The following is a 14,364-nucleotide window of genomic DNA, read 5'->3' as shown; positions in this document are numbered from 1 at the left end:
AAAAGCAACTAGAACTGAGTTTTTGACGTAAATTTTTAGACAAAGTATCAAATTTTGCATTAAACAGGGCTAAAAATTCGCTTTTAGCCCTGTTTTTGTATCCCCAAAGCAGCATTTTTGCAGATTTTCGCTCACAAAAAGCTAAAAAAGGCCCTTTTTATTGCAGACAACATTAAAATTTTACGTCAAAAAGAATCAAAAGAGGCTAAAAATGACGTAAAAAACAAGTTTTTTTGAATTTTTCACTTCTTAACACGAAAAAGACCTGGCTCACGGCCAGGTCTTTTCACATTTTCTAGAGGGAGATGCCCGGTCAAGCCGGGCATAACATCGCCTTACGGAGTCGGCGCAGTCTCAGCGGCAGCCGGGGCCGGCGCACTTGCCTTTGCAGGTTCGGCAGCGACGGGCTTCTCGGCGGGAGTTTCAGCAGGCTTTTCAGCAGCCGGAGCGACCTTAGCCTTGATTTCTTCAACCTTCGTTTTCACTTCGGCTTTCAGCTCTTCGACGGCCTTCGCGGCTTTCGCCTCAATTTCCTTTTTGCGCTTGGAACCGGCCTTCGATGCAGACCTCACCTTCTTTGCCGGGTCAGCCTTGAGCCTCACCTTCACTTCGGGCTTGGTTTCCGGCTTCACCTCAGACTTCGTCGGAGGCGGCACGGCAGTGCTATCATTCAAAAGCGAATCTGACGGAGCAGCCACAGTGCTATCGCCTTCGGTGTAGTAACTGAACGGGATAAGTTCCACGCGGCGGTTCTTGGCACGGCCTTCGTCCGTTACGTTATCAGCAACCGGCACACGAGTACCAAAGCCGATCGCACGGAGGCGTTCGCCAGCAATGCCCTTCGACTCGAAGTAGTCCGTCACGGAGTGGGCGCGGTCTTCAGAAAGCTTCTGGTTGTAATCTTCGGTACCCACGATGTCCGTATGGCCCTGGACTTCAAGCTTCACTTCCGGAATCTTTTCCAAAAGCGCGATAATGTCGTCCAAAGTCGGGTAACTGGACTTCAAGAGCTTTGCCGAGTCGAATTCGAACTGGATGCCCTTCTTGAGGTAATCCAGGTCTTCCTTGCGGCGCAGCGGGCAACCACGCTTGTTCACCTTGATTCCCGGGAGCGTATTCGGGCACTTGTCACGGTAATCCGGCACACCATCCTTATCGGTATCAAGCGGGCAACCGTCAGCATCCACGGCGACACCTTCCGGCGTGTCCGGGCACTTGTCCGGCCCATCGAACACTCCGTCCTTGTCCGTGTCGAGCGGGCAACCGACAGAATCCACCTTGACACCCTTCGGCGTATTCGGGCACTGGTCCTTGTAATCCAGCACCCCGTCTTCGTCCGTATCGAACGGGCAGCCGACGCTATCTACAGGCACACCCTTCGGCGTATCCGGGCACATATCCTTGTAGTCCACGACACCGTCTTCGTCCGTATCGAACGGGCAGCCGACGCTATCCACAGGCACACCCTTCGGCGTATCCGGGCACTTGTCGAGGCCGTCAAAGACCTTGTCTTCGTCCGTATCGATGCCGCAGCCGTCTTCGTCCACGACGATCGGCGGGAACGTATCCGGGCACTTGTCCTTGCGGTTCTTTACACCATCGTTGTCGTCATCGCCGTCAAAGCCAAACGTCCAGGTGAGCTTGGCGATACCAGCAATAAGCGGCTGGGCCACATAGCAGTAACTAGCCCTGTAACCCGTTTCACCCTTGTACTTGATCTGGAAATCCTTGCAGTTGTCCATCGCGTCTTTGCGATCATAGCCATCTACGAGGTTTCCGATACCGATATCGATACCTGCGGCAAAGTCAATGTTGAGGAACGGAATCTTCACATTGATACCCGGCGTAAGCACCATCGGGTCGGTGATCGGACTGAACGGATACGCATCGTTTCCAAAGCGCATTTCGCCACTGAATTCGAGGAACGGCTGGAAATAATCGTTCACGAGCCAGTTCACGCCAGTGCTATACACGAGCGTATTCGAAGCATCGCCAAAGCCAATCATGAGTCCAAGAGAAGAATTCCAGACGAGCGGAACATTCTTCTTGGTGTAATCGACAGAGACAACACCCGTGAGACCAAGCATCACGCTGTTCGCCGTATAGGCATACGTCGGGCCGCCTTCGTTATCGAGGAACCAGGCGTGACGCGGACGGATACCCACGCCCCTCCAGCCAGTCGGGACCGTCAAATCCACAACAGCGGCAGTTGTCATGTAATCCGGGCCAAACCAGTGCGGTGTGCGGTACTTGGCATAGAACTGCAAGTCGCCGAGACCACCCTTGCCCATGTGAGCGCGGATAGCTTCGCCAGAGTAATCCTTCGCGTGGTCGTAGTAAATCGGGAGGCTCACGCCGATATCCAAGTCATCACGGAGGCCAAACGCAAAGTTGAAGTTACCGGCCAAAGCGCCGTCAATGCGGCCCTTTTCCATACGGGCGTCCCACACGTCGAGTTTCTGGGTACGACCATGTTGGTCCGTAAACAAGGCGCCACGGGTGTAGCCCCAGTTATCGATCGCAATTGTACCGCCCGTCCCTAAACGGAAGTGGAAAAATCCAAGCGTATTCGCATCTTGCTGGTGGAGGCCAGTTTTACCCCCCAGGAGGCCGGTCTGAGCAAAGACCGCCGCCTGCGCAAGAGCAAGTATAAGGGTAAGTTTTTTCATATTCTAGTACAATTTCTATCAGCGGGTCGGGCACCACCCAGCCCATTTACTTAAAACTTCGCAATAAATGTAAACTGCAAAATTAAATATGCAGGTCTCATTATGTTCCGGATTAAACGCTTCGCAATATTCTTCCACAGTTTCTGCTTTCTTATAAACTTGATTTGTCTTTACGTAGTATTCCGTTTGTTCGTAATACCTAAGAGTAGACTCAGTTATATCTTCACCTACATGATTGACAAATTCACAGGCGGAACCTGTAGAATGTCTATCGCAATATACTGCCACAGATTGCCACTCGCTATCCAATTTGACGAAAGACTCGGTACCGACATGGCAGATTTTCCTGTCGGTTTCCGTTTGACATTCAATATATTCACCACAGTGAGACATACTAGAAGAACTATGCGGATTGTTATGATACCCACCATATATCAAATTTTCACCATGAGTTTCGCAGTACTCATCAGAAGTAATCCACTGATACATGGATGATTCATCCTTGTACACACAGACATAGATTACGCTTTCTTTGGTAACAGTTGTATCTTCTTTATCTCTGTTGCAAATCTTGTCGAGAGCAATGTCTGTGGAGGCGTCAACCCACTTACCATAGTCATTTACGACGTCTTTAGCTATAGAGCACTTGAAACTGTGGCTTTCACCATCCTTGAGGGTTTCGCTCTTAATGTCTGCAATGTTTTTAGTATCACCTCTATCGGTATCGCAATAACCAAACTTGGCGTTAAGGTACTCATTTTCATCAATTACTAGCCAATCTGTGGAGGAAGAACTTGCGGGGATTCCTTCTGCGTTACCATTACTAAGACATTCATAGTATGCGTCACCGACTACAGCGGCATCTTTTTTTCGATTTCTCGTGCAAATTCCAAGCGTTGCGTTTTCATCCAAATCGCTTGCTTTAACCCAAGAGTAGTATCCGCTGGAAGGACCTCCAGAAATGTAGTTACACTTGTATTTTTCCCCTCCGTAAACAGCTACTTTGGTTTGATTTTTCATCTTATCTTCATCGCACTTGCCATAGATCTCCTCAAAGGTAGGTTCGTGCCAATCATCTCTCTTGGCACTAGCGACAAACGTCTTCGGATTTTCGCCATTCTTTAACGTTACGTTGACTTCAAAGGCGATGCCGTCGGCGTAGCCACTAGCACGCTTGTAATCGCCATAGTTGCAAAGGACATTAATCCATTTCTGTTTTTCGACTTCTGGCATATTCGAGGCAATTTTACTCTGCACGGTTTCTACAGAATCAGGCTCACAGTAGATGTTGACCCAATCGTTACAAGTGTAAATTATATTATCCTTATAACCATTCAAGAGCAAGAGGGCGCTGTTTCTTGTGCTTTCGTTGGTAAAATTACCGTAGTACACCCATTTCTTGGCCCCGCTAGCAGTATTGTTTCTCGCATAGGTAGAACCGTGGTAGCTACACTTTTCGTTGAAGGTTGATTCGCCGAGGTCTTCGTCTTCAAGCTTCTGCACTGTAGCCTTGACGCGATCACCCACGCAATATTCATCAACTGTCGTTTCACGCCATTCATGGCTATGGTTACCCCAGTTGTCTGTATATTCAGAATTTTCTTCACAAACATATTCATAACCGGATCCAGTAACCATTTTTTTATTGACATAGCCATAATGGCAAGCCTTTTCATTATACACGTCTTGCCAATCAGTAGCGATCCATTCGTATTTTTCCTGTTTATCAAGGTAATCGCACTTATAATGTTCGGAACCATTTTCTTCCTTGACTTCGCCCTTTTCCATCGTAGTTTTTGAACATATTCCATATTTCTCATCATGATAATCTTTCTGTCTCCATTTGGAGCCATCGCATACAAAGGTTGTTTTGCTCGTTGCCGTGGCAAGTTCCGCATTTTTGTAGTCGAACAGCTTTTCTTTGCCTTCGTTTACGGTAGCGCTGCATTCACCGAGGTAAAGCTTAGAAGACGGATCATTTGCAAGTTCTTCTGGAGTCATGCCACTTGCAGCGCTAGAAGAGGATGCAACAGAGTTCGAAGAGTTCGGAATACCAGGCACAAGAGCATCGCAAGTAGAAGAAGCTGATAGATCACATTCGCACTCATACTCTTGAATTTCCCCGTCAAAGAACGCCGATCCCTTATCTCCTTTATTACGGCCCAAGCATACATTTTCAGTATCTTGCCAGTAGCATTTTCCATTGTCGCATACACAAACGGCATTGTCATCAAGACCTTCAAAGCTATAGAAGAAGGTCGAATTAACTGCGTCAGCATCGCAAACTTGTTCCACCGTTGCAACACCTACAGCCCAAAGTGTTATAGGATACCAAACTTGTTCGTTTTCGATATATTCAAAGTAACGGAAATATCCCCCTTCGACATCAGACTTATACACCTTGCTGCTATAGCCAGACGGATCATTGAAAACCTTTGCGTCTTCGACTTTAAGCTTATAGGCTTCCACAAATCCATTCTGCAAAATCTTGTAATAGACGGCATCCGTACCACTCCAGACATTCGTTTCAGCAGTATAGTCGTCATGCTGCATTTGGTTCCACTTGAAGAAGTTCGCGTCGATAAGCAAAGCGAGGTAATCAACAAAGAACATGCTGTGTTCCTTGCCTGCGTAAGTCGTATTGACGGCGGTGTTAAAGTTGCCGTTTTCGGCAAAGACATTGCGGAAAGCGTTATAGACCGAGTTAAAACCCGGAGTCTTGTCCTTTTGGTCAATGAGGGCCATTACCCACACGATGCTGTTGAAGTTTTCGGCCAGGCCAATCTGATCGGGGGCATAATGTTCGAAAGACGGATATTCTTCGCTGTTTTCCAAATATAGGGCGTGGGCAAGGTCCTTGTTTGCCAGCTCGTTTGCAACATCAAAACCGTTACCATCGTCAACCAATTTCTTTACGCGGGCGGCCTTGTAGTCGGTCAAGAAGTCGATGACAACCGTATCGGACGCATCGGACAAGTCTGCATAGGCGTTGTAAATGACATCCGTTGCGTTCGAGCCAAATCCGCCAAAGGCGCCGAAAGCGTTGTTACTCAAGTTCAGCTTAACGCGGAGCTTCACAACCGGGGTCGTAAGGTTCGTGATGTCGAGATCCCCTTCGAGGCGTGCAACCTTGTATTCCACCGCCTTTTCGTTAGTTTCTTCGATTGTCACAAAGGATTTATTGGCAGAGGCGAACAAGTCCTGCATAAACACCTTGCCGCTCGGGGCGAACTTTTCGTCAAGGTCCGTCACGGTAAGTTCTGCATTATCGCCACCCTTGAGGTTCTTCCAGATTTCTTCGTAGATGTCGTTGGTTTTTGTTTCCTTATTGGCCTGCACCGGGAAACGCACGACAACATGCTTCTTGTACACCTTGGCGAGATTCTCGTTCACGGGCGTGAACGGGATTTCCATCTTGGTTTCGGCTTCGCCGCAACGGATTGTCACGGTGATAATAGCCTTTTCGTTGTCACGAACCGTATCGACGATGGCGCAAGACTTGTCTTCTAGTTCTGCACTCAAGCTGCTGTAAGCATCGTTGAACTTTTCGTCAATTTCGCGGGAGGCGCTGCTTAACTTGTCGTTGAGGTCCTTTTCGTTCTTGGCAGAAGCGCTGCTCAGCTTGTCGTTAATATCCTTTTCATTCTTGGCAGAGGCGCTACTCAAGCCCTTAATTGCGTCATCGACATCTTTCTGGTTCTTAGCGGACGCACTGCTCATCTTGGAGTCGATGTCCTTCTGGATCTGAGCAGAAGCACTGCTCAGCTTGGCATCGATGTCCTTCTGGATCTTGTCCATATCGGCATCTTTACCATTGTCACCATTATCACCGTTGGTGCCATTGGAGCCATTAGTGCCGTTCTTGCCGTTGGTGCCGTCTTTACCATCCTTACCATTGTACACAACGCCGATCGTGTCAGAGCCATCGCATATAATGGCAATGCCGGACTTGTCCTTGAGTTCCTTGGATTCGCAACGGTACTGGATCGCTTCGTGGTCATTCATAGCGATCCATTCGCCTTCGGAACACACATACATTGTTGCTTTCGACTTCACAAAAGCCATGGAGCCTTCGGTCGAATCACTACAATCATCAGGATTTAACGCAGTTACCGTTGTAAACTGATTACCATCCTGTGAATAAAGCAGGTCATCACCGCAACCAGCAAAGAACAAAGTCATTGCAGATGCCGCTAAAGCAATTTTCAAGGTGTTTTTCTTCATTGTGTTTCTCACGTTTTTCTTATTTTATTATGAACTTTTTAATTTCATTTAAAACGGCGCGAAATCTAATTTTTTTTTACCCATCCGTAAAGACTATTTTTATAGCCCATTTGGGCTATGGAAACACCCATACAGGCCAAAAACAGATTTTTCAACCTAAAAAACAGACATTTAGGACTAAAATTTTTGATTTGCCCCCCTTTTTGGCGTAAAAAATGATGCTTTTTCGATTCTCTTGATAAAAAAGAGCGTTTTTTTTAGCTATGCTTTATGTATATTCAAGGCATGGGCATCAACGATGCTCGAAGTTTTTAAAAAAAGGTTAATAATGCTTTCTTATCAAGACGCCTACAAAATTGCAGAATCCGTACACAAAGGCCAGCAAGACAAGGCTGGCGGCCCATACATCGACTTCCTCCAGAACGTCGCCGACTACCTCAAAAACAAGGGCGAATCCGAAGATGTCCAAGTTCTCGCTATTTTGCAGGATTCCATTACATCAGCAACCCAAAAAACTCCGGACGACATGATTCAGATGGGCGTTCCAGCCGACATGGTTGACCTCATCCAGAAGATGACGTACCACAAGAACCAGGCCTGGATTGACGAGTACAGCTGCCATCTCATGGAAAAGGGCGTTCCGGCCGAAGACGCCACCTACGATGCCCGCGAAAAGGACTTCGTCCGCTTTGTTGAAACGCTCAAGGACAATCCGACAGCCGCAAAGGCGAAGAGCGCCATTCTGAACGTGCTCATGGACGACAAGTACATCCACCGCCAGGAACGCCGCGAACTCAAGACGAAGTTCCGTCTCAAGAAGTACAAGGCCGCCATCCAGGCTCTCGGAGTATAATTCGAATTTAGGAATTCGGAATTAGGAATAGCCCGCCATTTATGGCGGGTTTCTCCATTTTTGGAGCAATATATTCTATTGCCACTCCACCACCTATTTACTAATTTTACACCGTAATTTTTTTAGCCCTAACAGGCACCAACCCCTAAAAAGGAACACAACAATGGCAAATAAAGTCTATAACTTTAGCGCAGGACCGTCGGTCTTGCCGGAACAGGCACTCAAGGAAGCATCTGCTGCATGCATCGACTTCGAAAACAGCGGCATCAGTATCCTCTCCATGAGTCACCGTTCAAAGCCGATTGAAAATATGTTCGCCCAGACGGAACAGTACCTCCGTGAATTGATGGGCATCCCGGAAGATTACGACATCGTGTTCCTCGGTGGTGGTTGCTCACTTTTGTTCTGCATGCTCCCGATGAACTTCCTCAACCAGGACGCTACGGCCGACTACGCTTTGACCGGCGTTTGGGCAAACAAGGCTTACAAGGAAGCTAAGCAGTTCGGTAACGCACTCGCCGCTTGCGACACTAAGTCCGAAACTTACAGCCGCATCGACAAGAACTTGAAGCTCAGCGACAACGCTACTTACCTCCACGTGACCGCCAACAACACGATCTACGGTACGGAATGGCACAACTTCCCGAAGCCGAAGTCTGGCTTCCTCATGGCTGACGTGAGCTCCGACTTCCTCGCTCGCAAGATCAACGTGTCTGACTTCGGTGTCGTCTATGGCGGCGCTCAGAAGAACATCAGCTGCGCTGGCGTGACTGTCACGATCATCAAGAAGGGCCTCCTCGGCAAGGTGAACCGCACCATCCCGACCATGCTCAACTTCCAGACCCACATCGACGCTGCCAACATGTTCAACACTCCTCCGGTCTTTGCCGTGTACGTGATGAACCGCACCCTCAAGTGGCTCAAGGATTTCGGTGGCGTGGACGCTATCGAAAAGGTGAACCGCTCCAAGGCTGCTCTCCTTTACAGCGCACTCGATAACTCCAAGGTGTTCGTCGGTACAGCTGCTAAGGAAGACCGTTCCATCATGAACGTTCCGTTCGTGTTCAACAAGGACGTCGTTGCAGCTGACAAGGCTGACGATCTCGCCAAGGAATTCCTTGAATTCGCTAAGGCTCGTGGCCTCCAGCAGCTCAAGGGTCACCGTTCTGTCGGCGGCTTCCGCGCTTCTATCTACAACGCAATGCCGGTCGAAGGCGTGCAGGCTCTCGTTGACTGCCTCGGCGACTTCGAAAAGAAGGTTCTCGGTTAAGAACTGCGCCGCGCCCCGCACGGTGAAACGCATTTGAGAAAGTCTCGGCCTATGGCCGGGGCTTTTTCGCTTAAGGGAGATGCCCCGTCAAACGTAAGGGATGAAAAATAATGGATCCCCTTCGCTTCGCTCCGAGGATGACAAGACATGAAAAAGAAGAACCTCCCCATGGGGTATGGGGAGGTCCTATTTTTTGTGTTAGGAGTACGCCATTACGGCGCCTTGGAGGAGGATGTCGTGGCACGTATATCCCCGTGCCGGACGCTTTACAAGACCCAACAACCAAACACGGTCTTGTAAAACTATCGAGTTATGGGAAAGCCTTCTTTTTGTTCTCAAAAAAGCAACCCATACATACCCAAAGGCTTTCATGTTCTCGTTTTTTACGTTACAAAAGATACTCTATTAAACAGCACGTGTCAATAGGAAAAAGCGTTTTTTAATATTATTTAGCAAAATTTTAAGTTTGAGAACATTTCAAAATGTTCTCAAAAATTTTCTGGTTATTAAGAACACATCGTGCAACGACAAAAAGACCAAAAAAGTTCAAATTTCAACCATTTTGATAAATATGGCTAAAAAACGAAAGACCAAAAATTACGTGAACAGCAATAAAATCCATTATTACTTCACGTAAATTTTGGCGTTTTCTAGAAAATCGTTTTTAAAAAGAAAAAAGCGCCAACAAAGGCGCCGCTACAAGAAATTTAATTGTCCGCGTTTTTCTTGGACGTAAATTTATTCGTAATATCAGGAATAATTTCCATCACCTTTGACGCAAGCGAGCTGTCCTTGGTGATAGGCATGATGCGCACGTCATCCCCCTTGATGACAAGAAACGCGACCGGTTCGACCGAAGCACCACCGCCAGACGCAGACGTGTCCCCTTTGTTCTGGTGCCCGCCAAATCCAAAACCAACAGAGACTCGGCTTACAGGCACGACCGTCGTTTCACCCGCCTGGATGGGTTCACCGATGACAGTTTCCGCCTTCGTGATGAAGCGGAGCTTTTCTAAAAGAGTTTCAGCAAGTTTTTCAATAGCCATATCTTGAATATAGTAAAAGGAACTGCAAGCTATGAGGTATGGGGACGCACCTTCGGTGCTTTGGGGTATGGGATTTAATGTTTAATACACATTGTTCAGCTAAAGCCCGACAACCTCAAAGCGAAGCGAGCCGAGAGGGCAAAGCCCGAGCCCATAGCCCTAATACCTAGCGCTGTAGATACGGTCGCTGGCGGTAAAGAACTTGCGTTCCAGATCGGCCCAGTCGAGATAGCCCCAAACGGCCACGACACGCCCACCCGGGAGTCTTGTCGCCATTCCGTTCACGCCATCGCCAGCATTAAAGTAAAGCGTAGACGTTTCACGGTAAATGCCTTTCGGGTGAACAATGTTCAGCTGACGCCCCCAAGCGATAAAATCATTTTCATCCACCAGATCCCAGCTGCGGGCAACGTTCCACTGCAAATCGGAGTCGCGATAGCTTTGCGCAAGCACCGGGAAGTACGCCTTTACGCCAATAAAATACTTCGTCTGGATGGACGTATGTCCCGGCTCTCGATGTTCGAACGGGAGACTAAGGAACTCTTGCGGGAACCCGCCATGACGTGCGTTCGGGAATTGCCGCACGTAATTTTCAAGATCGCTGCGTTCATAGCGACGGAAGCTATCATGCTTGAAAATGAAGATTCGTGCCGCAGAACGGATGCTCTGTTCCAGGAACGAACCACGCAAAATCGGGACAATCCCCTGGAACCGCCCACTGTTCATGTAATAATCAAGCGCATACACGTCGCTCTTGAATTCCAGAATCGTCACATCCAGCGTGTCGCCCGTCATCCCCATCGGATAACGTAAATCGATGCGCCTCATAAGAGCTTTTATATCATCGTTCGGATTCTCGTCGATACGGATATCATCCATCGGCCACCTGTCGTTGTAGCACAGTTCCGTATAATCGACAGTTTCTTCTTCTTTCGGTTCGCAGGCGCACAGCACAAACGCAGTCGCACAAGCACAAGCGCAAACAAACTTAGGCAACACCGAAAAGAAACGATTCATACTCTTAAAATTTAGCATACATCAATCACGTTTACGGACTTCAGCGTAATTACAGTACTCATAAAGAGGACACTTCGAACAATGCGATGTCAGCTCGCGGCAAATGAAGCCTTCCGACCCGTTCTCCAAAAAGAACTGGAGGGAATGCGCCGCGAAATACGGGTTCTCCGGGGCAAGTGCTGCAAAATATTCATTTGCAAGTTTCTGTTTTTGAGCAGGTTCAAGTTCCGCAAAGCTAGATTCCTTTGCAGGTCCGAGCATCGCCAAAAAACGACGGGCACCCATCGTAAGCGGCAGCGGAGGCATTCTGGAATTGTCGCGGCATGCAAGCCCAAGGCCAAGAGGCTGCGGAGCAAGCAAGCGGTAAATCGCGGCACACGCTTTAGGGCGCGGATTTGCGCGACCCATGAAATAGATTTCGCCCAAGTCTTGCCACATTTCTTCGGGAGTATGTTCACGAACCCAAGCGGTCAAATCTGGATGATGCCGGACAAAAAGCCCAACACTCCAAAAAATCCCAGAGACATGTTCAAAGGCGGTCCAGTTGCGGCTATTGAACGTCTGCTCGACGACCTCTTCTATTTCGCTCCCTTTCGGCACCGGCAAAGACCAGAGTTTATCGCCCGGGAAACGCTCGTGCAGTTTCACGAGGAGCCGCAAAATATCGGGGTAAGAACGATCTTGAAACAAGACCGTACCAAGCAATGTCCACGCAATCTGTTCATTTGCCGTGGGCATTTTTTGAGCAACATAAACTACGGGATCAGCGCACTTGAAAAGAAGCGCTACAAAAGCTTTCGAAGCCTTGAATAGCGCTGGTTCATCGTGAATAAAACGCTTTACCGAGACCAACTAGAGAGCCTCGCCCACCTTCACCGCCTGTCCAAGACGAGACTTGAACAAGTCCGGATGGCGTTCGCGAATTTTCTTGTCGACCACGAGAATCACGGTGCTGCCCATTTCAAAGCGGCCAAGTTCATCACCACGGTCAAACGAATACACCTGATTGGGAATCCAGTCCACGCGTTTATCGTCACGTGGAAGTTTGCCGGCGTTCGTCAAGATGGATTCATTATACACAACGCCGATTCGACCAACGTTTGTAGCACCCACCTTGACCACAAGCACTTCGGAACCGTCTGCCAAGCGTAACACACTCGTCAAGCGTTCATTGATGCAGAAAAGACCTTCGACACGTTCGACACTGCCTGCGTTGACCGGCCAAAGCGTACCCGGGCAATAGCTCGAAAGCACGAGGTCGCCCTTGACGGGGCTGTGGATGCGGTGGTAGTTGAACGGAGCCAGGTAAATCGTCGCAAAGGCGCCGCCCTTGAAACGTTCGGCCATTTCCTCATTACGCAAAAGGCTCTTGAGCGTGTAAGTCTTGCCCTTCGCCTGGATCAAGTTCTGGTCATCGTCATCGAACGTTCCCGTCTGCGAAAGCACTCCATCGACCGGGCTTACGATTTCGGCACCGTCGGCAACCGGGCGCATACCCGGCTTGAGCTTGCGGATAAAAAGTTCACCGATGTTCTTGTAATGGCTGAGCGGGTATTCCGCTTCGGACATGTCGAGCTTGTAATAGCTAGCAAAGGCGTTGCGAGCGATTTTGCTCAGGAACGGGATGCGCAAACGCGTAAAGGCACCGAAAATGCGGCTTGCGGCATTCTTCGGCAAAAGCTTCATAAAAACGTAGAAAGGAGTGTTCATGATTGCAATAATAGTAATTAGTAGGAAGTAGGATGTAGACAGTAGGCAGCAGTACAACAGGATGAAAGCCGCGTCATCCTGAGCGAAACCCTTTAGGGTGTAGTCGAAGGATCCAGTGACTTTTTAATCTAATTTTAAAAAGGGGCTTGAAGTGTTCTAAATCAGTGGTTTTCGAAATGCGCGACGTCGGTGTTGAGCAGTTTCCAGAGTCTCGCGGCAAATGGCGTTGCCCATTCCTTCTCGGGCGCCACGCGGGTTGTCGTTGCAGCGGTGAATTTGGAGTAAGTGAGAGCGACAAGTTCACCGTAGCGGGCATCCCACATGCTCCACACAATTTGCCATGTGAATCCACCCTTCTTGCCTAAATCCGGATCCATTTCCACATTCAGCACAAGCGGAATCGTCAAATAGCGCAGTTCATAACGGCTAGCAATGCCATTCAGCAATTCTTTAAGTTTAAACGGCAACTGGCGCGCAATCGTCTGTTCCACGCCATCGCGCTCTTCCCACGGTGTCACGTCATCCAAGCGCTTGCCTTCCACGAATTTTTCGGCAAGGATCTTTGCAGACAAAGAATCGACGTAAGCGGAATCCGCATCAGGCACACACATGCCGACAATCATCAAGTCTCGTTGCATTTTCGGGAATGCTTTTGCGAACAAAGAATCTTCGACACGGGCAAGGTCAAAGTCTAGAGCATCGGCGCTAAAGCTGTGGCACATTTTGCAATCTTCAGGGCGGGTCGCCGTCACCTTGAGCGATGGGAAAACGCCCACAACTGCATTCGAATCAATACGGCTAAACGCGACCTGGTTCCATTCGCGGTAGAACTTTTCGTCCGTGATTTTCAGCACGATATCGCCTTGCGTGCCACATTCAGTGCACGGAGCGTCCGCCATGTCGCCGCCTTCGGGAGCGCTATCGCGCGACCCCGCACAAGCGATGAAAAGCGTTGAGGCGCACAATAAGATAAAATGAAAAAATTTCATAAAAAAGCTCCAAAACATTTTGCAGAACAAGACTTAACTGGATTCTTCCGCCTTCGGCGTCAGAATGACGTAGAAGGCTTTATTCTAGCATTATAGTAAATGGGCCGTCGTTGACGAGGCTCACTTGCATATCGGCACCGAATTTTCCGGTTTCGACATTGGCAACTTCTTTTTTGCACTGTTCAATGATGTACTCATAAAGCTCATTGGCGAGTGTCGGGTTACCAGCTCCATTGAACGTCGGACGATTGCCCTTATTGCAATTGGCATACAACGTAAATTGGGATACGAGCAAAAGCGAACCGCCGACATCCTTGATGGAGAGGTTCGTCTTTCCGTTTTCGTCGGCAAAAATGCGGAGCGCAAGCATTTTCTTGATGAAGCGGTCAGCGATTTCGCGGGTATCGCCCTCGCCTACGCCAATCAGTACAAGGAACCCCTTGTTATCAATTTTACCGACGGTTTGACCTTCAATATCAACTTGAGCCTTAGTGACTCGCTGTATTAAAAATTTCATTTTTAATTACTCTAAAATTAATTGTTTTTGAAACGCAAAAGTACGTCATGCGGGCGGGGCCCCAGCTCG

10 protein-coding genes are annotated in these 14,364 nt (G+C 48.6%); 2 read left to right on the top strand and 8 right to left on the bottom strand.

Annotated features, from left to right (window positions below; translation table 11 throughout):
- Positions 1-335: 335 nt before the first annotated feature.
- Positions 336-2,669, bottom strand: coding sequence for an OmpA family protein (locus B7990_RS09670; protein ID WP_254917449.1), 2,334 nt, complete (start codon positions 2,667-2,669; stop codon positions 336-338).
- Positions 2,670-2,687: 18 nt separating this feature from the next.
- A complete protein-coding gene (locus tag B7990_RS09660) occupies positions 2,688-6,893 on the bottom strand; it encodes a hypothetical protein (RefSeq protein ID WP_254917448.1) in 4,206 nt (1,401 codons plus the stop codon).
- A 328-nt stretch (positions 6,894-7,221) separates the two neighbouring features.
- Between B7990_RS09660 and B7990_RS09655 the strand changes: the two genes are divergently transcribed.
- Positions 7,222-7,746, top strand: coding sequence for a hypothetical protein (locus tag B7990_RS09655; RefSeq protein ID WP_254917447.1), 525 nt, complete (start codon positions 7,222-7,224; stop codon positions 7,744-7,746).
- Between the two features lie 163 nt (positions 7,747-7,909).
- Positions 7,910-9,016, top strand: coding sequence for a 3-phosphoserine/phosphohydroxythreonine transaminase (gene serC / locus B7990_RS09650; protein ID WP_088640762.1), 1,107 nt, complete (start codon positions 7,910-7,912; stop codon positions 9,014-9,016).
- Between the two features lie 707 nt (positions 9,017-9,723).
- On the opposite strand, the gene B7990_RS09645 is transcribed toward serC, so the two are convergent.
- The 6 genes from B7990_RS09645 to dtd all read right to left on the bottom strand — a co-directional run bounded on the left by B7990_RS09645 (position 9,724) and on the right by dtd (position 14,295).
- A complete protein-coding gene (locus B7990_RS09645; protein WP_088640761.1) occupies positions 9,724-10,062 on the bottom strand; it encodes a GerW family sporulation protein in 339 nt (112 codons plus the stop codon).
- A gap of 159 nt (positions 10,063-10,221) precedes the next feature.
- Positions 10,222-11,079, bottom strand: coding sequence for a hypothetical protein (locus tag B7990_RS09640; protein WP_254917446.1), 858 nt, complete (start codon positions 11,077-11,079; stop codon positions 10,222-10,224).
- 21 nt (positions 11,080-11,100) lie between these two features.
- Positions 11,101-11,817 carry a hypothetical protein gene (locus tag B7990_RS09635; protein WP_254917444.1) on the bottom strand — a complete coding sequence of 239 codons (717 nt, stop codon included), beginning with the start codon at positions 11,815-11,817 and terminating at the stop codon, positions 11,101-11,103.
- Positions 11,818-11,931: 114 nt separating this feature from the next.
- A complete protein-coding gene (asd, locus tag B7990_RS09630; RefSeq protein WP_088640758.1) occupies positions 11,932-12,789 on the bottom strand; it encodes an archaetidylserine decarboxylase in 858 nt (285 codons plus the stop codon).
- 161 nt (positions 12,790-12,950) lie between these two features.
- A complete protein-coding gene (locus B7990_RS09625; RefSeq protein ID WP_088640757.1) occupies positions 12,951-13,778 on the bottom strand; it encodes a hypothetical protein in 828 nt (275 codons plus the stop codon).
- A gap of 79 nt (positions 13,779-13,857) precedes the next feature.
- Positions 13,858-14,295, bottom strand: a complete 438-nt coding sequence (dtd, locus tag B7990_RS09620) for a D-aminoacyl-tRNA deacylase (RefSeq protein ID WP_088640756.1) — start codon at positions 14,293-14,295, stop codon at positions 13,858-13,860.
- Positions 14,296-14,364: the final 69 nt, after the last annotated feature.

Source organism: Fibrobacter sp. UWB4, from assembly GCF_002210345.1.
Classification (GTDB): Bacteria; Fibrobacterota; Fibrobacteria; order Fibrobacterales; family Fibrobacteraceae; genus Fibrobacter.
The sequence above is the reverse complement of the archived record's forward strand: the minus strand, read 5'-3'. Positions and strand labels throughout refer to the sequence as shown.

Coding starts and splice junctions, on each gene's coding strand:
- B7990_RS09670 (WP_254917449.1), bottom strand. CDS start 2,669: ATGAAAAAACTTACCCTTATACTTGCTCTTGCGCAGGCGGCGGTCTTT.
- B7990_RS09660 (WP_254917448.1), bottom strand. CDS start 6,893: ATGAAGAAAAACACCTTGAAAATTGCTTTAGCGGCATCTGCAATGACT.
- B7990_RS09655 (WP_254917447.1), top strand. CDS start 7,222: ATGCTTTCTTATCAAGACGCCTACAAAATTGCAGAATCCGTACACAAA.
- serC (WP_088640762.1), top strand. CDS start 7,910: ATGGCAAATAAAGTCTATAACTTTAGCGCAGGACCGTCGGTCTTGCCG.
- B7990_RS09645 (WP_088640761.1), bottom strand. CDS start 10,062: ATGGCTATTGAAAAACTTGCTGAAACTCTTTTAGAAAAGCTCCGCTTC.
- B7990_RS09640 (WP_254917446.1), bottom strand. CDS start 11,079: ATGAATCGTTTCTTTTCGGTGTTGCCTAAGTTTGTTTGCGCTTGTGCT.
- B7990_RS09635 (WP_254917444.1), bottom strand. CDS start 11,817: ATGCCCACGGCAAATGAACAGATTGCGTGGACATTGCTTGGTACGGTC.
- asd (WP_088640758.1), bottom strand. CDS start 12,789: ATGAACACTCCTTTCTACGTTTTTATGAAGCTTTTGCCGAAGAATGCC.
- B7990_RS09625 (WP_088640757.1), bottom strand. CDS start 13,778: ATGAAATTTTTTCATTTTATCTTATTGTGCGCCTCAACGCTTTTCATC.
- dtd (WP_088640756.1), bottom strand. CDS start 14,295: ATGAAATTTTTAATACAGCGAGTCACTAAGGCTCAAGTTGATATTGAA.